The organism is Pseudomonas viridiflava (genome assembly GCF_001642795.1).
Lineage (GTDB): Bacteria > Pseudomonadota > Gammaproteobacteria > Pseudomonadales > Pseudomonadaceae > Aquipseudomonas > Aquipseudomonas viridiflava.
Window position 1 is genome coordinate 322,098 of the sequence record NZ_LKEH01000026.1, and the last position, 19,570, is coordinate 341,667.

A 19,570-nucleotide genomic window follows, 5' to 3' on the forward strand; every position below is an offset into this window, starting at 1 on the left:
TGCTCCGCGTCGGTATGCAGCTCGTGACGCTCTGCGTCACATTCCAGCGTGGCGGACGATCATAGACACGGCGATCAATTACTTCAGCGTTACGCTGCCTTTCATCATCGCGATGTGGCCAGGGAACGTGCAGAAGAACTCATAGCTTTCGGCAGGGTCGAGCTTCGAAACATCGAATGTCACCGAGTCCTTCTCACCCGCGCCGATGATTTTGGTGTGGGCGATGACGCGTGGGTCGCCTTCCTTGATGTAGTCCTTGTCGATTCCGACGCTCATGCCGTCAGTGGTCACGCCTTGAGCGTCGGCCTTCTTGCTCAATACCCAGTTATGCCCCATGACGTTCTTCGGCAGGCTGCCGGAGTGCGTGAGGTTGACGGTGAAGCTCTTGCAGCTCTTGTCGATCTCGATGGCTTTCTTGTCGTACATCATCTGATCGGTAGAGTCGATGGTGGTGGAACACTCGGCCGCCAGCAGTTGACCACTGGCCAGCGTCAACAGGGAAATCGCTACAAGCTTGCGGATCATTTGAATCTCCAGGGCAGGTACTTCAGATTTAAAAGCGACGATTGAAAACAGAGCGTCGAATAGCGGCGGGGTTCCAATGGCGAGCGAAAGGCGCACGAACTATCGGTGCCATCGAAACAATCAAACAGCCAGACACGGAGCGTCACTCTACCATCGGCACATCGCCCTCCCCATGGAAAGACCTTCATGCAACTCAATAGTCTGTTTCGCAGTCTGCTCGCCGCTTACGCCTGTGGCGCAAGCGCCAGTTGTCCGCACGATGCGTACGACCGGGCCCGGCATAGCGTCTGAATGGGTCGATGCCGCCGAGTAATAAACGTTTGGCGGACACCGGGAATTAAGCGCGGCTCAGGCGACCGGCATGACCGTGACCCGCACTTCGGGGTCATGCGTGCCGCCGCCCAGAATGACACCGCGCAATGGCGATACATCGGAGAAGTCGCGCCCCCACGCCAGACTGATGTGTTCCAGCGCAGGCTGCACGTTGTTGGTCGGGTCGAAATCGACCCAGCCCGACGCAGGACAGAACACCGACACCCAGGCATGCGAGGCGTCCGCACCGATCAGGCGAGGCTGTCCGGGGGGTGGCTGGGTCAGCAGATAGCCGCTGACATAACGCGCCGCCAGCCCACGGGAACGTAGGCAGGCGAGCATGAGGTGCGCGAAGTCCTGACAGACCCCGCGCCTGCGCTCCAGCACTTCTACCAACGGCGTCGCCACTTGAGTGGCTTCGCTGTCGAAGGTGAACTCGTCGAATATCTTTTCCATCAGCGCCTGCACACCGAGCAGCAACGGCCGCCCCGGTGGAAAGCAGTCCTGCGAGAACTCGACGAACGAGCGTTTCAAGTGCACGTAGGGCGATTCGAAACGGTAGCGACAGGCTTCCAGCACATCAGCGGTCATTGGCTTGGCACTGTAGGTCAGCGCACTACGCGTGACTTCCCATTCCGGCGACAGGTTGAAGTCCAGATACGGCCGTTCCAGCACCTCGATCTGCAGACGCGCATTGACCTGCAATTCGTCGTGCGGACGTTCGAAGGCCAGCCGGGTCAGCGGATTGCCGAACACGTCCAGTTCATCGCGTCGCGTGGTAGGCGTCGGAAAAATCTCCAGGCTCTGTTCGATGCAACGCTGCCAAGGGCTGCTTCGCGGCCACAGGTGCGCCAGTTGCTGGGCCAGCGACACCGGGCTGTCGTACTTGTAGTGTGTGTCGTGAAAAATCTGGTAAAGGGCGCTCATCAGACGGACACCGTGCGTTGGCTGACGTCATCGACGTGGGCAAAGTGACGCAAGGCCAGACGATCAGAGGCTTGACCGGCGCTTTCGCCGATGCCTTGCAAGAGGTCCGCGAGACCGTCCAGCACCGCATCGATGCTGCTCTGACCGAACAGCGGATTTTCCAGACTGCCGAGATCGAAAGCCGCCAGACGCTGTGCCATAACCGTGAGGCTGTTGTCACGCGGCGCGTCGAAGTTGTCGCTCAAGCGGCGCAACGAGCGCTGCACCAGCTTGAGCTGAAACAGCACGGCGTGGGGGTTCTGGTCATCGAGCAACAAAAGGTCCAGCACCGGAATCAAGTGCGGCACCGCCATGTAGCGCGAGCGATACGTGATGCTGCTGTTGCCCAGCTCCAGCAGCCATTCCAGGCCTGCCTGATCCGACACGGTGGTGCCACGCAAGAACGCCGCCAGGCTCATGCTGAGAAACTTCAGGCGCTCGATACGCCGCCCAATCATCAGAAAGCTCCAGCCCTCGTCGCGGGTCATGTCATCCAGCGCAAAACCGGACAGCGCGGCCAGCGACATCACCAGACGGTTGAGGAAATCCAGCAGTTCGCCGAAGTCGGGATCTTCGGATTCCAGGCTCATGGCTTCGCGCTGCAACTCGACCAGTGCCTGCCAGTTCTCTCTCGACAGCTTGCCGCGCACTTGCGAGGCCGCCCACTGCAGACGCTGCAGGTTGGCGCGCAGGCTGAACGGCCACTCATCACCCAACAGTGCAGTCAGCAGCCGGTGTTGCAGCGTTTCGTCTTCCTCGGCCTCGGGCAGTACGCCGAGACTTTCGGCCAGCGTCACGGCAGCCTGCAAGGCTTGCGGATCATCATCGTCGACATAGCGGGTGAACATGATGCGCAGCAGGCGCGCGCTGTCGTCGCAGCGCTCGCAGTAACGCCCGAACCAGAACAGGTTTTCCACAACCCGCGACGGCAGGTAGGGATCACGCCGGATCAGGTCATAGACGCCCAAGGCACGCTGGCCTTTCAAAGGCTCGCCGGGATGCACGCCACTGTAGGAGCGCTCGCCCAGCACCCAGGTGTCCTTGCTGGCACCGCCACGCTGCATCGAAACCACATCGGCATCGGCATCGGCCGCCACGCGGGTCAGACCGCCGGGCAGGACACGATAACCGTCAAGGCCCGCGACGGCGTACACCCGCATGCCAATGGCGCGCGGCTGCAAGGCTTCGCCATCAGCCTGCAGAACGGGCGCGTGAGACAGCTGCGCCAGTTCCTGCGCGACGTAGGCATAAGGCCGGGCCTGCATGCGCGCGGCCAGTGCCTTGCGTTGTTCCTCGTCCAGGTCGCGGCCAAATACGGGCACGAAATGCTGCGACGGAAACGCAGGTTTGATCAGGAGTTCAGGAAGCTTTTCGAGTGCCTGTGCCAGCACGGGCGGCTCGCCGCACCACCAGGTCGCCACGGACGGCAGGATCAGTTCCTCGCCGAACAGGTACTCGCAGATTTTCGGCAGAAAGCCCAGCAGCCCCGGCGACTCCAGCACACCACTGCCCAAGGCGTTGGCCACCAGCACATTGCCTTGACGCACGGCTTCCAGCAGCCCCGGCACGCCCAGTGCCGAGTCAGTACGCAGCTCCAGCGGATCGCAGAAGTCATCGTCCAGACGGCGCATGATGGCGTGCACCCGGCGCAGACCGCTGAGAGTCTTCAGAAAGACCGTGGCGTCACGCACCGTGAGGTCGCCACCTTCCACCAGTGGATAACCCAGCTGCCGCGCCAGGTACAGGTGTTCGAAATAGCTTTCGTTGAAACGGCCGGGCGTCAGCAACACGATCAGCGGCGCTTCATTGCTGGTAGGCGCCTGGCGCGCCAGCGTTTGCTGCAAGGCACCGAAGAAACCGGATAGATGCCGCACCTGCAGATCACGGTAGGTTTCCGGCAAGGCACGGGCGACGATCTGGCGGTTTTCCAGCGCATAACCTGCACCAGAGGGCGCCTGGGTCCGGTCAGCCGTCACCCACCAGCGACCATCGGGCGTGCGCGCCAGATCAACGGCGTACATGTGCAGGAACGTGTCCTCGGGCGGCTTGACGCCCTGGCACGGCCACAGAAAGTTGTTATGCCCGAAGACCAGCTCGGCAGGCAGCAGCCCCTGGGCGATCAGGGTCTGCGGGCCATACAGGTCGGCAAGCACCGCATTGAGCAGCCGTCCGCGCTGAGCGATACCGGCCGCCACATGCGCCCACTCGTCAGCCGGAATGATGTGCGGCAACAAGTCCAGTTCCCACGGACGATCAGCGCCCTTGGGATCGGCATAGACGTTGTAGGTCACGCCGTTTTCCTGAATCTGCCGGGTCAGCAGTGCCTGACGCTGGGTCAGCTGCGCAGGCGAGCTGCGTCGCATGTGCTCGTAGAGACGCCGCCAATGAGGACGAACTGTCCCGTCGGCATCGAGCATCTCGTGGTAGGTACCCTCGGACAGCGGGTATCGGTCAAGCAAGTCGGGCATGGAAGGCTCGGCAGGGCAGCAAAAAGGACTTCAGATGAAGCGGTCAGGTGTCACGTCCGTGCGCACCCGACTCACTGTTGACGCAGACTCAGTGCAGGCGCATATCCAGCGTCATCGGCAGTTCGTCGTTAATGTTGAGCGACGGGACCTCCAATTTGCCCGGTGTATGGCCAATGCGGAAGAAACGCGACATGCGGCGGCTTTCCGCTTCGTTGGCGTTGACCGGCAAGGTTTCATAGTTGCGCCCGCCCGGATGGGCGACATGATACTCGCAGCCGCCCAGTGAGCGGTGCATCCAGGTGTCGAGCAGGTCGAAGACCAATGGCGCATGCACACCGATGGTCGGTTGCAGACAGTTGGCAGGCTGCCAGGCGCGATAACGCACGCCCGCGACGAACTCGCCTGCCTGTCCGGTTGGCTGCAGCGGCACGGGAATGCCATTGCAGGTCAGCATGTAGCGCTGCGGCGGCAGGCCGGTGAGATGCACCTGCAGGCGCTCCAGTGACGAATCCACGTAACGCACTGCACCACCGCCCGACCCCTCTTCACCCAGTACATGCCAAGGCTCCAGCGCCTGACGCAATTCAAGCTGGATACCATTGACGGCGTAATCACCGACTTTCGGGAAACGGAACTCCAGGTGCGCCGCGAACCAGTCGGCACGCACCGGATAACCGGCGCTGTTGAGGTCGGCCACGACGTCAGCGAAATCCTGCTCGATGAAGTGCGGCAACATGAACCGGTCATGCAATTGCGTGCCCCAGCGGGCCAGCTTGGCGGGCGCATAAGGTTCACGCCAGAAGCGCGCCACCAGTGCGCGCAGCAGTAATTGCTGAGCCAGGCTCATGCGCGCATGCGGCGGCATCTCGAAAGCACGCAGCTCCAGCAAACCCAGACGCCCGGTTGCACCGTCAGGCGAGTACAGCTTGTCGATGCAGAACTCGGCACGGTGTGTGTTGCCGGTCACGTCGATCAGCAGGTTGCGCAGCAAACGGTCCACGACCCACGGTGCCACTTCTTCACCGGGCTCGGGCATTTGCGAGAAGGCGATTTCCATCTCGTACAGCGAGTCGTTACGCGCTTCGTCGATGCGCGGGGCCTGCGAGGTCGGGCCGATGAACAGGCCGGAAAACAGGTACGACAGCGACGGGTGATTGTGCCAGTAGCTGATCAGGCTGCGCAGCAGGTCGGGACGGCGCAGGAACGGCGAGTCGGCAGGTGTTGCGCCACCCATGACGAAGTGGTTGCCGCCGCCTGTCCCGGTGTGGCGACCGTCGATCATGAATTTTTCGGTGGTCAGACGCGTCAGGCGCGCCTGCTCGTAAAGAAACTCGGTGCGTTCAACAAGCTGATCCCAACTGGCGGACGGCTGCACGTTCACTTCGATCACGCCCGGATCCGGGGTAATGCGGAAATTGCACAGACGCGGGTCGCTCGGCGGCTCGTAGCCTTCCAGCAACACCGGACACTTCAACTCTTCGGCCGTCGCTTCGATCACCGCGACCAGTTCGAGGTACTCCTCAAGCTTCTGCAGCGGCGGCATGAACAGGTACAGACGCCCTTCACGCGCTTCGGCACACAGGGCTGTGCGGGTCAGCCAGTCGGCAGACTCGTCAAGCTTGGGCGCGCGCTCGGCATCGGTGTCGGAGGACTTGAGCTGCTCGATCAGCGAGTCGCTGTCATCCAGTTCCGGGAAGGCCTGGTTGTGGTCGGTCGGATGAATGAACGGGTACTCCGCCGCCTTGACCCACGGCTGCGAAGCCAGCGGCAGACGATAGCCCAGCGCCGAATCGCCCGGCACCAGACGGCAATGATCGTCACGCAGGTACCAGCGCCCGCTCTGCCAACTGTCGCCATCAGCGGTACGCGCCAACGGCAGCACCTGACCGATGACCTTGTCCAGGCCCTGAGCGAAGACCTTGCGCAGACGAGCACGCTCCATCTCGTCGCCGAGCCTTGAATCCTCGGCGGTGACATTCACCGGCAGCGCGCCTTCGCGCCACAGGTAGTAGTAATTGTCTTCATAGGCCGGAAACACGAAGCGGGTCGGCAGCTTCAGCCGCTCGGCGACGCTGGCCAGAAAGCGCCCTGCCAGTTCGCCGGTGACACCGTAGTCTTCAGTCTCGCTGGCGATCAGCGCGTCGTTGTGCCAGACCGGCTGACCGTCCTTGCGCCAGAAGCAGTTCAGCGACCAGCGCGGCAGTTGCTCGCCCGGATACCACTTGCCCTGTCCGAAGTGCACGATGCCCAACGGTGCGTAATGCGCCCGCATGCGCTGGAACAGCTCGGCTGACAGCTCGCGTTTTTTCGGGCCGAGCGCGGCGGTGTTCCATTCCGCGCCGTCACGATCATCAATGGAAACGAAGGTCGGCTCACCGCCCATGGTCAGGCGCACGTCGTCGCGTTGCAGGTCAGCGTCGATCTGATGACCCAAGGCCTGAATGTCCTGCCATTGCTCTTCCGTGTACGGCTTGGTGACGCGTGGCGCCTCCCAGATCCGTTCGACCGACATTTCATGGCTGAACTGCGTTTCGCACGGTTCGACCAGCCCGCTGATCGGCGCCGCAGAAGACGGTTCCGGGCTGCACGCCAACGGAATATGCCCTTCGCCCGCAAACAGGCCGGAGGTAGCGTCCAGACCGACCCAGCCTGCGCCTGGCAAATAAACCTCGCACCATGCGTGCAGGTCAGTGAAGTCGACGTCAGTACCGGACGGACCGTCCAGTGCGGCAACGTCGGCCTTGAGCTGAATCAGGTAGCCCGACACAAAGCGCGCCGCCATGCCCAGGTGGCGCAGCAACTGCACCAGCAGCCAGGCCGAGTCACGGCAGGAGCCTGAGGCGTTTTCCAGGGTGTACTCAGGGGTTTGTACACCCGGCTCCATGCGGATCAGGTATGCGACGTCCTGGCTCAGGCGCTGGTTGAGCCCAACCAGAAAGTCGATGGCCGGTATCGGTTCGCGACTGATGCTGTCCAGGTACGCCTGGAATTTAGGCGTCAGCGGCAGTTTTTCCAGATACGGCGCCAGCTCGCGCTGCTCTTCGCTGGCGTACAGGAACGGGATGTTTTCGGCATAGGGTTCGAGGAAAAAGTCGAACGGATTGAAGACCGCCATCTCGGCGACCAGATCGACCTCGACACGAAACTCGTCGGTTTTCTCGGGGAAGACCAGACGTGCCAGGTAGTTGCCCTGCGGGTCCTGCTGCCAGTTGATGAAGTGGTTTTCAGGCTGCACTTTCAGCGAGTAGGACAGCACACGCGTGCGGCTATGGGCCGCCGGGCGCAGGCGAACAATCTGCGGACCCAGTTCGACGGCGCGTTCGTAGCGGTAATGCGTGACATGGTGCAAGGCAATATGAATCGACACGGCGTGCCTCCTGCGAGCCTGAACGGTAAATGATCCGCGCAAGACTTATGCCATCCGGCCAAAGTCCTGCGCCTGCGACGCTGGCATTACGTGCCTGAACGGACAAGGCACCAAAATCGCGCCAGCCGGCGCCGAGCGTGCAAGGGTCGCACGATAATGTGGCAGACAGTGTGGCAGAGGGATGAGACGGGAGGTGAAGTATCTGATTGACGCTAGGGAGCTGCGGGGAAGCGGACTGATCCGAGTAATCAGTGCCATTGGGACGCGGAGCGTCCCGTGAGGCCCCGACACTGATCGTTCCCACGCTCTGCGTCCGGCCGTGATGTGACGCAGAGCGTCACGAGATGCGCGCCCACGCGCGACGGGCACGATCAGCGTCGAGGCAGGCTTGTGTATAAGCCCGCGTTCGCTTGCAGGTGACCTAGCGCGGCACCACTGGCTTGCGGGGTGGCTTGCCGCCTTTGCCCTTCCCGCCCTTGGCCGCTTCCATACGTTCCTTGGCAGCCTGCTTGTTGCGGGCCATGGCAGCGGCCTTGGCTTCCTCGCGCTTGTCCCATGGCTTGCTGCCGTCACTGCCGCGTGGCGGCAGGCCGGTGTGCTGGGTCTGGATCAGCGTGGTCTTGGCTGCCTTGGCAACCTTGTGACTGCCCGCCGGTGTCGAGTTCTTGCGACGCGCACTCTGGTAGCTGTCGGTGGCAGGCTGATGCAGCGGAATCAGTTGATCCTTGCCCGAACCGATCAGGTCGGAGCGACCCATGCGTTCCAGTGCTTCACGCAGCATCGGCCAGCCTTTCGGATCGTGGTAGCGCAGAAATGCCTTGTGCAGACGACGCTGCGCCTCGCTTTTGACGATGGTGACCGCGTCGCTTTTGTACGTGACCTTGCGCAGCGGGTTCTTGCCTGAATGGTACATGGCCGTGGCGGTGGCCATTGGCGACGGGTAGAACGCCTGCACCTGATCAGCACGGAAGCCATTGCCCTTGAGCCACAGCGCCAGGTTCATCATGTCTTCATCGGTGGTGCCCGGGTGGGCCGCGATGAAGTAAGGAATCAGGTACTGCTCCTTGCCCGCTTCCTTGGTGTACTTCTCGAACATGCGCTTGAACTTGTCATAGCTGCCAATGCCCGGCTTCATCATCTGATTGAGCGGACCTTCCTCGGTGTGTTCCGGGGCGATCTTCAGGTAACCGCCGACGTGGTGCGTCACCAGCTCCTTGACGTATTCCGGCGATTCGACAGCCAGGTCGTAACGCAGCCCCGAAGCGATCAGGATCTTCTTCACGCCCGGCAAGGCACGCGCACTGCGATACAGCTGAATCAGCGAGGAGTGATCGGTGTTCAGATTCGGACAAATACCGGGGAACACGCAGGACGGCTTGCGGCACGCGGATTCGATTTCCGGGCTCTTGCAGGCGATGCGGTACATGTTCGCGGTCGGCCCGCCGAGATCGGAAATGACGCCGGTGAAGCCAGGCACTTTGTCGCGGATCTCTTCGATTTCGCGAATGATCGACTCTTCGGAACGGTTCTGAATGATGCGGCCTTCGTGCTCGGTAATGGAGCAGAAGGTGCAGCCGCCGAAGCAGCCACGCATGATGTTCACCGAGAAGCGGATCATGTCGTAGGCCGGAATTTTTTCCTTACCGTACGCAGGATGTGGAACACGTGCGTAGGGCATGCCGAACACGTAGTCCATTTCTTCGGTGGTCATCGGAATGGGCGGCGGGTTGAACCAGACGTCCACTTCGCCATGCTTCTGCACCAGCGCACGGGCGTTGCCCGGGTTGGTTTCCAGGTGCAACACACGGTTGGCGTGGGCATACAGAACGGCGTCGTTACGCACTTTCTCTACCGACGGCAGACGAATGACTGTCTTGTCACGGGTCATGCGCGGGCTGGCGAGAATCTGCACAACCTTGGGTTCGTTCGGGTCTTCAACCGGGCCTTTTTCCTGCTCGATGGCGCAGGCCTCAGTGTCCTGGGTGTTGACGTACGGGTTGATGATCTTGTCGATCTTGCCCGGACGGTCGATGCGCGTGGAGTCGACTTCGTACCAGCCTTGCGGCGTGTCACGACGAATGAACGCGGTGCCGCGCACATCCGTGATGTCTTCAACCTTCTGGCCATAGGACAGGCGCTGGGCAACTTCAACAATCGCACGCTCGGCGTTGCCGTACAGCAGAATGTCGGCGCAGGCGTCGATCAGGATCGAGTTGCGGACCTTGTCCTGCCAGTAGTCGTAGTGCGCAATGCGGCGCAGCGAGGCTTCGATGCCGCCGAGCACGATCGGCACGTGCTTGTACGCTTCCTTGCAGCGCTGGCTGTAGACCAGGCTCGCGCGGTCCGGACGCTTGCCCGCCATGCCGCCTGGCGTGTAGGCGTCATCGGAGCGAATTTTCTTGTCTGCGGTGTAGCGGTTGATCATCGAGTCCATGTTGCCGGCAGCGACACCGAAGAACAGGTTCGGCTCGCCGAGTTTCATGAAGTCGTCTTTGGACTGCCAGTTGGGCTGGGCAATGATGCCCACGCGAAAGCCCTGGGACTCGAGCAGACGCCCGATGATCGCCATGCCGAACGACGGGTGATCCACGTACGCATCACCGGTCACGATGATGATGTCGCAGGAATCCCAGCCAAGCAGATCCATCTCTTCCCGACTCATGGGCAGGAAGGGTGCTGGTCCGAAACATTCGGCCCAGTACTTGGGATAGTCAAATAACGGCTTGGCTGCTTGCATGTTCAGGACCTACGTTTGCACGTTGGAAAAATCGCGGGCGCGGAATATAGCACATTTTTTGATCAAGTCCGACTGCGGCGGTCGGAATTGAATGGAGCGATGCAACTCCATGATGTTCGCGAATCGGGACGCGGAGCTGCGCCTGGCGTTATACACAAGCCTACCTCGACACTGATCGTGCCCATTGCTCCGCGCTCGTCGTTATACACAAGTCTGTATCTACACTGATCGTGCCCACGCTCTGCGTGGGTATGCCGCCCGTGACGCTCTGCGTCACATTCGAGAGCGGACGCGGAGCGTTCTGGGCGGCGTTACCACGCTGGAGCGTGGGAACGATCAAATCCTCAATCGTCGTCGAAGTTGTAACTGCCCGGCGCGAGGTTCTCGAAGCGGGTGTATTTACCGATGAACGCCAGGCGCGTGGTACCAATGGGACCGTTACGCTGTTTACCGATGATGATCTCGGCAATGCCCTTGTGCTCGGTCTCCGGGTGATACACCTCGTCCCGGTACACGAACATGATGACGTCGGCGTCCTGCTCGATCGCTCCGGATTCCCGGAGGTCGGAGTTGATCGGGCGCTTGTTGGGGCGCTGTTCCAGCGATCGGTTGAGCTGCGACAGGGCGATGACCGGGCAGTTGAATTCCTTGGCCAGCGCTTTCAACGAGCGGGAAATCTCGGAAATCTCGTTGGTGCGGTTATCACCGCTCGATCCCGGAATCTGCATCAACTGCAGGTAATCGATCATGATCATGGCCACATCGCCATGCTCGCGCACCACACGACGGGTACGGGCGCGCATTTCCGAAGGGCTGATACCGGCCGTATCGTCGATGAACAGCTTACGGTCATTGAGCAGGTTGACGGCCGACGTCAGGCGCGGCCAATCGTCGTCGTCCAGTTGACCAGCACGCACCTTGGTCTGGTCGATACGACCCAGCGACGACAGCATACGCATGATCAGCGATTCGCCTGGCATCTCGAGGGAGTAGACCAGCACGACCTTGTCGCTGCGCAACACGGCGTTCTCGACGAGGTTCATCGCGAAGGTGGTCTTACCCATCGACGGACGACCGGCAACGATGATCAGGTCGGACGGTTGCAAGCCGCTGGTCTTTTCATCCAGATCGGTATAACCGGTGGACAGGCCGGTGATCGCGTTATCACTGTTGAACAGGGTATCGATACGGTCGATGGCCTTGGTCAGCAGGTCGTTAACGCTGACCGGACCGCCGGTCTTGGGCCGCGCTTCGGCAATCTGGAAGATCTGCCGTTCGGCCTCATCAAGAATCTCTTCGGCGGTACGGCCTTCGGGGTTGAACGCGCTGTCGGCAATTTCGGTGCTGATGCCGATCAATTGCCGCAGGGTTGCCCGCGCGCGAACAATTTGCGCATAAGCCTTGATGTTGGCAACCGACGGCGTGTTCTTGGCCAGCTCACTGAGGTAGCCAAGGCCGCCGACCTGCGAGGTCTGCCCTTCCTTGTCCAGTTGCTCGGCCAGCGTCACCACGTCGATCGGGCTGTTCTGGTCGGCCAGACGAGCGATAGCCCTGAAGATCAGGCGGTGGTCATGTCGATAGAAATCGCCATCCGAGACTTGATCGAGCACCCGCTCCCAGGCGTTGTTGTCCAGCATCAGACCACCGAGTACAGCCTGTTCGGCCTCGATGGAGTGTGGCGGCACCTTGAGGGCAGCGGTTTGCAGATCGTATTGCTCAGGGCTGGAGATTTCGTTCATGGCCACTTGAATTCGAGGTTTACAGAATAGGGATGCCACAAAGACAAAGGGCACGACCTGTGAACAGGATCGTGCCCGATGTTAATCCTCTGACGGCAATGCCGCCAGACGATTACGTACTGCTTAAGCAGCCACTACGACAACGCGTACGGTCGCTTCTACGTCGCTGTGCAGGTGCACGGCTACGTCGAATTCGCCAACGTTGCGGATAGTGCCGTTCGGCAGACGAACTTCGCTTTTTGCAACTTCAACGCCAGAGGCGGTCAGTGCATCAGCGATGTCGTGAGTACCGATCGAACCGAACAGCTTGCCTTCGTCACCAGCGGTGGCAGTGATAGTCACTTCCAGCTCAGCCAGTTGGGCAGCACGAGTTTCGGCAGATGCTTTCTTGTCTGCGGCCAGTTTTTCCAGCTCGGCACGACGCTCTTCAAACGCAGCCAGGTTGGCAGCGGTTGCAGCGGTGGCTTTGCCGTAAGGCAGCAGGTAGTTACGACCGTAACCGGCCTTAACGTTTACTTTGTCGCCCAGGTTGCCCAGGTTGGCGACTTTTTCCAGAAGGATCAGTTGCATGTGGAAATCCTCTTAACTTTTAACCTTCACCGTTCGCAGGACCATTGCCGGAATCTTTCGATACCCGGCGACCGCGAAAATCAATCAGGCTGTCGACAATGGCAATTACCACGAGCAACGGATAGATCAGCTGCATGAACACCAGCAGCGTGATGTACATCCCTACCAGCCAGAACCTGGACAGGCGCTTTTCAGCGACCAGTCCGTGTATCAATGCCAGCCCTGCAAATACCAGCGGTACGCTGCAGAGAGGTGTAAGCATTGCCATCTGCGGACCGAAATTCGGTCCCACCAGCATGCACACCAACAGCACCAACGACGGTACCAGCGGGAGTCTCACGGCGCGAAATTCACGCCCGAAACCACCAGGGTTGTACAACAACGCTTGCCAGTAGCGCCCAAGAATCAGGCTCAGCACACTGACGATTTGCAGCAAGGCCGCTATCAGGCCAATCAGGACGGAGGCAATCAGTGCTCCCAGACGCGCGCGTTCTTCTACGTTCATTTGCTCGTAGAGCCCAGAGAGCATCGCCGGCAGGTGTTTCTGCAACTCCTGCGACATTGCTTCAATGGGTTCGCCAAAAACCGCACCCAGAACCACTGCGTACACCACACCCAACGCTACGCTGACCAGCAGCACGCGGACCCAGGACTCGCTGGCACGCAACACCATTGCCAAGCTCAGCGAACCAGCCAGCACCATGGCTACACGTGGTTCGCCGAAATACCACCAGACCAAAGCCGGCAGCAGAGCCCAGGACAGGACACCAACGGCATCACTGAACCCGCGCCGCAGAAGCACAAGGCATCCTGCGGCAGCACTCAACCAGAAAAACAGCGGCAATGCCGCACATCCAGCCACTACGAGAGTGGCCTGCATACGGCCGCGCATGATGAATTCAGCCAGGGCACGCATGCTTTCTATCCCTTGTTACGTTTTGTCGACTACCTGGTCTCAGCGGCCGTGGCTGTCGGTGTAGGCCAGCAGGGCCAGGAAGCGGGCGCGCTTGATAGCGGTGGCCAGCTGACGCTGATAACGTGCTTTGGTACCAGTGATACGGCTTGGAACGATTTTGCCGGTCTCGGATACGTAGGCTTTCAGAGTGTTGAGATCTTTGTAATCGATCTCTTTGACGTCTTCAGCGGTGAAGCGGCAGAATTTACGACGACGGAAGAAACGTGCCATGTAATTGGCTCCTCAAAAGGTCCGTGGATTACTCGTCAGCGTTATCGCTAACGTCGCTGTTGTCGCCGTCATCGCCATCGGCGCTGTCGGAGTGCTCAGGACGGTCACGACGCTCACGGCGCTCACTGCGGTTTTCTTCAGCCTTGAGCATCTCGGACTGGCCAGTTACGGCTTCGTCGCGACGGATGACCAGGTTACGGATCACAGCATCGTTGTAACGGAAGTTGTCTTCCAGCTCGGCCAGAGCCTTGCCAGAGCACTCAACGTTCAGCATCACGTAGTGAGCCTTGTGAACATTGTTGATTGCGTAAGCCAGTTGACGACGGCCCCAATCTTCCAGACGGTGGATTTTGCCGCCGTCTTCTTCGATCAGCTTGGTGTAACGCTCTACCATGCCGCCGACTTGCTCGCTTTGATCCGGGTGGACCAAAAAGATAATTTCGTAATGACGCATGAATGCTCCTTACGGGTTGTAGCCTGCCGCCGAAAGCGGTCAGACAAGGAGTGAATGACACTGTTGGTCTTGCTCAGGAACAGGCACATGCGCGCCTGCCATGACAGCAAGGGGCGCAATTGTAGAGAAGGGGCGTGTGGGGCGCAAGGCAATTGGTGATTATTTGAACAGATCACCAGTGCCTAGGCGGAGCAGATGATCGTGTCCACGCTCAGGCGCGGACACGATCAATCAAAAGCTGATTATCAGCCTTTCTTGCCGGTCGCCTTGGCGCTGCGCTGACGCAGCGCTTCGAACAGACAAACGCCTGTCGCCACGGATACGTTCAGGCTACTGACGCTACCGGCCATGGGCAGGCGCACCAGATAATCGCAGTGCTCGCGGGTCAGGCGACGCATGCCCTTGCCTTCGGCGCCCATGATGATGATCGTCGGGCCAGTCAGGTCCTGCTGATACAACTCCTGCTCAGCCTCCCCCGCCGTACCGACAACCCACAGGCCGCGCTGCTGCAGTTTTTCCAGCGTACGCGCCAGGTTGGTCACAGCCACCAGCGGGATCACTTCCGCTGCGCCACAGGCCACTTTTCGTACAGCCGGTGTCAGCGTTGCAGACTTGTCCTTGGGCACGATCACTGCCAGCGCACCCGCCGCATCGGCGGTACGCAGGCAGGCACCCAGGTTGTGCGGATCGGTCACGCCGTCGAGCACCAGCAACAAAGGCGGGCCTTCGGTGCGGTCCAGCAGCTCATCAAGCATTGCTTCGCCCCAGACCTGGCTCGGGCTGACATCGGCCACAACGCCCTGATGCACACCCTCAACCCAGGCGTCCATTTCGCGGCGCTCGGCCTGGCCGATGGTGACGCGATTCTGACCCGCCAGCTCGACGAGCACCTGAACGCGCGGATCGCTGCGACCCTCAGCGAGCCAGATGTGCTTGACCCGCTTCGGGTGATGACGAAGCAACGCTTCCACGGCATGAACGCCGTAGATTTTTTCCAGCTGACTCATGACTTGGCCTTGGGTTTACGAACGCTACCGCCCTTGGACGATGACGCGGAGCCCGTTTTCGACGAGCCACCTTTACGATGTTTACTGGTCTTGCCTGAGGAAGGTGCAGAGCCCGAATCGGGCCTTTCAGACTTTCCCGACGACGCCTTGCTACCACCCTTCGCTTCCGCCAGAAGGGCTTTTTTCATTTCACGGCTCTTGCGCACTTCTGCGTTTTTCGCCGCCGCATCGCTCGGGCGATAGGCCTCGACCGGTGCTTCCTTGGTAGCCGCTGTACGACGCCCGGATTTGGCCGGAGCCTTTTCCTTTTCGGCCGCAGCGGCAGGCGCTGCAGTTTCCTGGCCACGGCGCTTACGGCCCGGCGAAGAAGTGGTCGCGGCAGACTTCTCGGAGATTTCGAAGTCGATCTTGCGCTCATCCAGATCGACGCGCATGACCTTCACTTCTACCGTGTCGCCCAGGCGGAAATTACGCCCGGTACGTTCGCCGGCAAGACGATGGTGCAGCGGATCGAAGTGGTAGTAGTCACCTGGCAAGGCAGTGACGTGCACCAGACCTTCGACATAGATATCGGTCAGCTCGACGAACAGACCAAAGCCGGTGACGGCCGTGATCACACCCGGGAACGACTCGCCGACGCGGTCTTTCATGTACTCGCACTTGAGCCAGTTCACCACGTCGCGAGTGGCTTCGTCGGCACGGCGCTCGCTCATTGAGCACTGCTCGCCCATTTGCTCCAGCAACGCTTCGTCGTACGGATAGATGCGCGCTTTCGGAATGGTTGCCGCACCGGCACGACGCACGTGCGGCGTGTCCTGCTTGGAGCGGATCACACTGCGGATTGCGCGGTGAGTCAGCAGGTCCGGGTAACGACGGATCGGCGAGGTGAAGTGCGTGTAGGCTTCATAGTTGAGACCGAAGTGGCCGTTGTTGTCCGAACTGTACACAGCCTGGCTCAACGAACGCAGCATCACGGTCTGGATCAGATGGTAGTCCGGACGGTCACGAACGGTTTCAAGCAACGCCTGATAATCCTTTGGCGTCGGACCATCCTTGCCCTTGTGCAATGACAGACCCAACTCACCCAGGAAAGCACGGAGCTTTTCCAGACGCTCTGGCGGCGGGCCATCGTGCACGCGATAGAGCGCAGGGATTTCGTGCTTCTTCAGGAACTCAGCGGTGGCCACGTTGGCCGCCAGCATGCATTCCTCGATCAGCTTGTGAGCATCGTTGCGCGTGGTCGGACGAATCTCCGCAATCTTGCGCTCGGAACCGAAGATGATCCGGGTTTCCTGCGTTTCGAAGTCAATGGCACCACGCACATGACGTGCACCCAAGAGCACTTTGTACAACGCATAAAGCTGCTTGAGGTGCGGAACGACATCGCCGTATTCGCCACGCAGACTCTTGGCTTCAGCCGTTTTCGGCTGTTCCAGAATCGTGCTGACCTTGTTGTAGGTCAGGCGCGCATGGGAATGGATAACGGCTTCGTAGAACACGTAATCCGTCATCTCGCCGGTCTTGGAGATGGTCATTTCACAGACCATGGCCAGACGATCGACGTGCGGGTTCAGCGAGCACAGGCCGTTGGACAACTGTTCAGGCAGCATCGGCACGACACGCTCGGGGAAGTACACCGAGTTGCCGCGCACCTGGGATTCGGCGTCCAGCGCCGAGCCGATCTTCACGTAGCTCGATACGTCGGCAATCGCCACGTAGAGTTTCCAGCCACCGGAGAACAGGCGCAGCTTGCCCGGCTTGGCTTCGCAATAGACGGCATCGTCGAAGTCGCGTGCGTCTTCACCATCGATGGTCACGAACGGCAGGTGACGCAGATCGACGCGGTGCTCCTTGTCCTTGTCCTCGACTTCCGGCTTGAGTTTCGCCGCTTCCTTGAGCACAGCCTCAGGCCATACATGAGGAATGTCGTAGGTACGCAGCGCGACGTCGATTTCCATGCCCGGCGCCATGTAATTGCCGACCACTTCAACCACATCGCCCTGCGGCTGGAAGCGCGGCGTTGGCCAGTGGGTGATTTTCACCTCGACGAACTGACCGATCTTCGCGCCATTGTTGCGACCCGGCGTTACCAGCACTTCCTGCTGGATTTTCGGGTTATCCGGAATGACGAAACCGATGCCGCTCTCTTCGAAGTAGCGACCCACAATGGATTCGTGACCGCGGGAAATAACCTCGACGATCACGCCTTCACGGCGCCCGCGACGGTCCAGACCGGAAACGCGAGCCAAGGCACGGTCGCCATCGAACACCAGACGCATCTGCGCCGGGCTCATGAACAGGTCATCGGAGCCGTCATCAGGGACCAGAAAGCCGAAACCGTCGCGATGGCCGGAGATGCGGCCGAGGATCAAGTCGAGCTTGTCCACTGGCGCATAAGTGCCACGACGTGTGTAGATCAGTTGCGCGTCGCGCTCCATCGCACGAAGGCGACGGCGCAGAGCCTCGAACTGGTCTTCTGTGGTCAGGCCGAACTCTTCGACCAGTTGCTCGCGACTGGCCGGCGAACCACGCTCGGCAAGGTGCTGAAGGATCAGCTCACGGCTGGGAATAGGGTTTTCGTATTTTTCCGCTTCACGAGCGGCCTCGGGATCGAGGGACTGCCAATCGGCCATTAGATAGTTTTCACCTTGTATATATAGGGGTTAGTTTGGCATAGACCTTATGAAACGGGAAATTTCACGCTCAATCAGCTCACTGAAAACGCTTGAAACTGCCCTGAAAGACCCGATTCACGCCGCTGGCGAAATTTTTGGAGTTTTTTTCATCGATGGGCTTTACAGCCCAAAAGACGCTCCGTATAGTGCGCGCCATCGACAGGTCAAGGCCTCAAGATACTGCCCAGATGGTGAAATTGGTAGACACGCCAGCTTCAGGTGCTGGTGACCGCAAGGTCGTGGAAGTTCGAGTCTTCTTCTGGGCACCAATTCAAGGCAACAGCCTACAACAGGTTGATGTCACACAAGAACCCGCGAAAGCGGGTTTTTGCATTCTGGGGTTTTGATTATTAAATCAAAACAGGGGTTTACAGAATAAAACGATCGCCGTATAGTGCGCCCCATCAGCAACGGCGACGTCGCTGATACTGCCCAGATGGTGAAATTGGTAGACACGCCAGCTTCAGGTGCTGGTGACCGCAAGGTCGTGGAAGTTCGAGTCTTCTTCTGGGCACCAATTCAAAAAAACCGAGCCAATGGCTCGGTTTTTTGCTTTTCGGTATTTGAAACTGTTGCCGTCTGCGCCACCTCGACCTCCATATACCAGAAGGCGCCTTGGCAGATGATTGCCATCCGCCAGCCCTGACCCAGCACGCAGTTACGCCCTGAACTGCCCAAGACTCGCCTTCAGACGCACCGAAAGCTTGTCCAGCGTTCGGCCGCTTGCCGTGGTCTCCACCACCGCCTGGGCGGCTTTCTCGGCCTGTGCATGAATCACTTCAACACGTCCTTTCACGGCATGAGCGCCCTGCGCCTGATGTTCCGCTGCTCGCGTGGCCAGACCAATTGCTGCATGCACCTGCTCGACCGAGGCCTGTACGGTTTGCTGCAGCCTTGCGCTGTCACGCAGCACGGCCAGCCCTTCCTTCGCCTGACGCCCGGCCAGACCGATGGTTGCGACCGCTTCTTTGGCACCGGCCTGCAACTTGGTGATGTGCTCCTGAATATCACCAGTTGAACTCTGGGTCTTGCTGGCCAGGGCGCGGACTTCATCAGCCACCACGGCAAAGCCGCGGCCGGTTTCACCTGCGCGCGCTGCTTCGATGGCTGCGTTGAGGGCCAACAGGTTGGTCTGCTCGGCGATGCCATGAATCACTTCAAGCACCACCTCGATCTGCTCGCTCTGCCGCGCCAGACGCTCGATCACCTGAGCACCGGTTTCCACCTGACCGGCCAGCGCTTCTATGAGCCCGCCAACCTGAGTGGAAGTACGCGTGTTTTCATCGGTGGCCTGTTTGATGTCGATGACCTGACGCAATGCTTCCTGCATGGCCTGGCTTTCCGCCTGAGCCTCATCAGCCATTTGTTCAAGCGCTTGCAGGCTCGCCGCCACCTCATCCCGCTGCAACGCAGCAGCGGCATCGGCGCCCGCGTTTCGCTGACTCATGGCGCCGATTTCGACACCGGTCAGTTGCGCCACCTCGCCTGCTTCTCGAACGATGGGCTGAAGCTTGTCGATGAAACGATTGACCGCCGCCGACATGTCGCCGATCTCGTCGTTGCT

At 60.1% G+C, this 19,570-nt stretch carries 13 protein-coding genes and 2 tRNA genes; 2 read left to right on the forward strand and 13 right to left on the reverse strand.

What is annotated here, in order from left to right; translation table 11 throughout:
* Positions 1-78: 78 nt before the first annotated feature.
* The 12 genes from azu to rnr form a co-directional block, all read right to left on the reverse strand.
* Positions 79-525: an azurin gene (gene azu, locus AO065_RS14340; protein WP_004883598.1), complete on the reverse strand. Its 447-nt coding sequence runs from the start codon at positions 523-525 to the stop codon at positions 79-81.
* Between the two features lie 348 nt (positions 526-873).
* The gene (locus AO065_RS14345) at positions 874-1,764 is read right to left on the reverse strand and encodes a transglutaminase family protein (RefSeq protein WP_004883596.1); all 891 of its coding nucleotides are present in this window, start codon (positions 1,762-1,764) and stop codon (positions 874-876) included.
* Positions 1,764-4,271: a circularly permuted type 2 ATP-grasp protein gene (locus AO065_RS14350; RefSeq protein ID WP_004883594.1), complete on the reverse strand. Its 2,508-nt coding sequence runs from the start codon at positions 4,269-4,271 to the stop codon at positions 1,764-1,766. Before AO065_RS14350 ends, AO065_RS14345 begins: the two co-directional genes overlap by 1 nt.
* 88 nt (positions 4,272-4,359) lie before the next feature.
* Positions 4,360-7,638 (reverse strand): transglutaminase family protein, encoded by a 3,279-nt coding sequence (locus tag AO065_RS14355; RefSeq protein WP_004883593.1) that lies wholly within the window; start codon positions 7,636-7,638, stop codon positions 4,360-4,362.
* A 421-nt stretch (positions 7,639-8,059) separates the two neighbouring features.
* Positions 8,060-10,375 carry a YgiQ family radical SAM protein gene (locus AO065_RS14360; protein WP_004883591.1) on the reverse strand — a complete coding sequence of 772 codons (2,316 nt, stop codon included), beginning with the start codon at positions 10,373-10,375 and terminating at the stop codon, positions 8,060-8,062.
* A 344-nt stretch (positions 10,376-10,719) separates the two neighbouring features.
* Positions 10,720-12,114, reverse strand: a complete 1,395-nt coding sequence (gene dnaB, locus AO065_RS14365) for a replicative DNA helicase (RefSeq protein WP_004883590.1) — start codon at positions 12,112-12,114, stop codon at positions 10,720-10,722.
* 123 nt (positions 12,115-12,237) lie between these two features.
* On the reverse strand, positions 12,238-12,684 hold the full coding sequence (gene rplI / locus AO065_RS14370) for a 50S ribosomal protein L9 (protein ID WP_004883587.1): 447 nt from the start codon (positions 12,682-12,684) through the stop codon (positions 12,238-12,240).
* A 19-nt stretch (positions 12,685-12,703) separates the two neighbouring features.
* Positions 12,704-13,600 (reverse strand): YybS family protein, encoded by an 897-nt coding sequence (locus tag AO065_RS14375; RefSeq protein WP_004883586.1) that lies wholly within the window; start codon positions 13,598-13,600, stop codon positions 12,704-12,706.
* A gap of 39 nt (positions 13,601-13,639) precedes the next feature.
* Entirely contained in the window at positions 13,640-13,870 is a 231-nt protein-coding gene (rpsR, locus tag AO065_RS14380; protein ID WP_002551829.1) for a 30S ribosomal protein S18, read from the reverse strand.
* Positions 13,871-13,898: 28 nt separating this feature from the next.
* Positions 13,899-14,324, reverse strand: coding sequence for a 30S ribosomal protein S6 (gene rpsF, locus AO065_RS14385; RefSeq protein ID WP_004883583.1), 426 nt, complete (start codon positions 14,322-14,324; stop codon positions 13,899-13,901).
* A gap of 245 nt (positions 14,325-14,569) precedes the next feature.
* Positions 14,570-15,331 carry a 23S rRNA (guanosine(2251)-2'-O)-methyltransferase RlmB gene (gene rlmB / locus AO065_RS14390; RefSeq protein WP_004883581.1) on the reverse strand — a complete coding sequence of 254 codons (762 nt, stop codon included), beginning with the start codon at positions 15,329-15,331 and terminating at the stop codon, positions 14,570-14,572.
* Entirely contained in the window at positions 15,328-17,964 is a 2,637-nt protein-coding gene (gene rnr / locus AO065_RS14395; protein ID WP_004883578.1) for a ribonuclease R, read from the reverse strand. The genes rlmB and rnr overlap by 4 nt, the downstream gene beginning before the upstream one ends.
* A 224-nt stretch (positions 17,965-18,188) precedes the next feature.
* Here rnr and AO065_RS14400 point away from each other — a divergent pair.
* Both AO065_RS14400 and AO065_RS14405 read left to right on the forward strand, forming a co-directional pair.
* A tRNA-Leu gene (locus AO065_RS14400) sits at positions 18,189-18,275 on the forward strand.
* A gap of 161 nt (positions 18,276-18,436) precedes the next feature.
* Positions 18,437-18,523 (forward strand) — tRNA-Leu (locus AO065_RS14405).
* A 141-nt stretch (positions 18,524-18,664) separates the two neighbouring features.
* Here the strand turns inward: AO065_RS14405 and AO065_RS27840 are convergent.
* Entirely contained in the window at positions 18,665-19,549 is an 885-nt protein-coding gene (locus AO065_RS27840; RefSeq protein ID WP_407072027.1) for a methyl-accepting chemotaxis protein, read from the reverse strand.
* Positions 19,550-19,570 lie beyond the last annotated feature (21 nt).

Bases quoted from the DNA above. Each gene is read 5' to 3' on its own strand.
- azu (WP_004883598.1), bottom strand. From the start codon at position 525: ATGATCCGCAAGCTTGTAGCGATTTCCCTGTTGACGCTGGCCAGTGGT.
- AO065_RS14345 (WP_004883596.1), bottom strand. From the start codon at position 1,764: ATGAGCGCCCTTTACCAGATTTTTCACGACACACACTACAAGTACGAC.
- AO065_RS14350 (WP_004883594.1), bottom strand. From the start codon at position 4,271: ATGCCCGACTTGCTTGACCGATACCCGCTGTCCGAGGGTACCTACCAC.
- AO065_RS14360 (WP_004883591.1), bottom strand. From the start codon at position 10,375: ATGCAAGCAGCCAAGCCGTTATTTGACTATCCCAAGTACTGGGCCGAA.
- dnaB (WP_004883590.1), bottom strand. From the start codon at position 12,114: ATGAACGAAATCTCCAGCCCTGAGCAATACGATCTGCAAACCGCTGCC.
- rplI (WP_004883587.1), bottom strand. From the start codon at position 12,684: ATGCAACTGATCCTTCTGGAAAAAGTCGCCAACCTGGGCAACCTGGGC.
- AO065_RS14375 (WP_004883586.1), bottom strand. From the start codon at position 13,600: ATGCGTGCCCTGGCTGAATTCATCATGCGCGGCCGTATGCAGGCCACT.
- rpsR (WP_002551829.1), bottom strand. From the start codon at position 13,870: ATGGCACGTTTCTTCCGTCGTCGTAAATTCTGCCGCTTCACCGCTGAA.
- rpsF (WP_004883583.1), bottom strand. From the start codon at position 14,324: ATGCGTCATTACGAAATTATCTTTTTGGTCCACCCGGATCAAAGCGAG.
- rlmB (WP_004883581.1), bottom strand. From the start codon at position 15,331: ATGAGTCAGCTGGAAAAAATCTACGGCGTTCATGCCGTGGAAGCGTTG.
- rnr (WP_004883578.1), bottom strand. From the start codon at position 17,964: ATGGCCGATTGGCAGTCCCTCGATCCCGAGGCCGCTCGTGAAGCGGAA.
- AO065_RS27840 (WP_407072027.1), bottom strand. From the start codon at position 19,549: ATGTCGGCGGCGGTCAATCGTTTCATCGACAAGCTTCAGCCCATCGTT.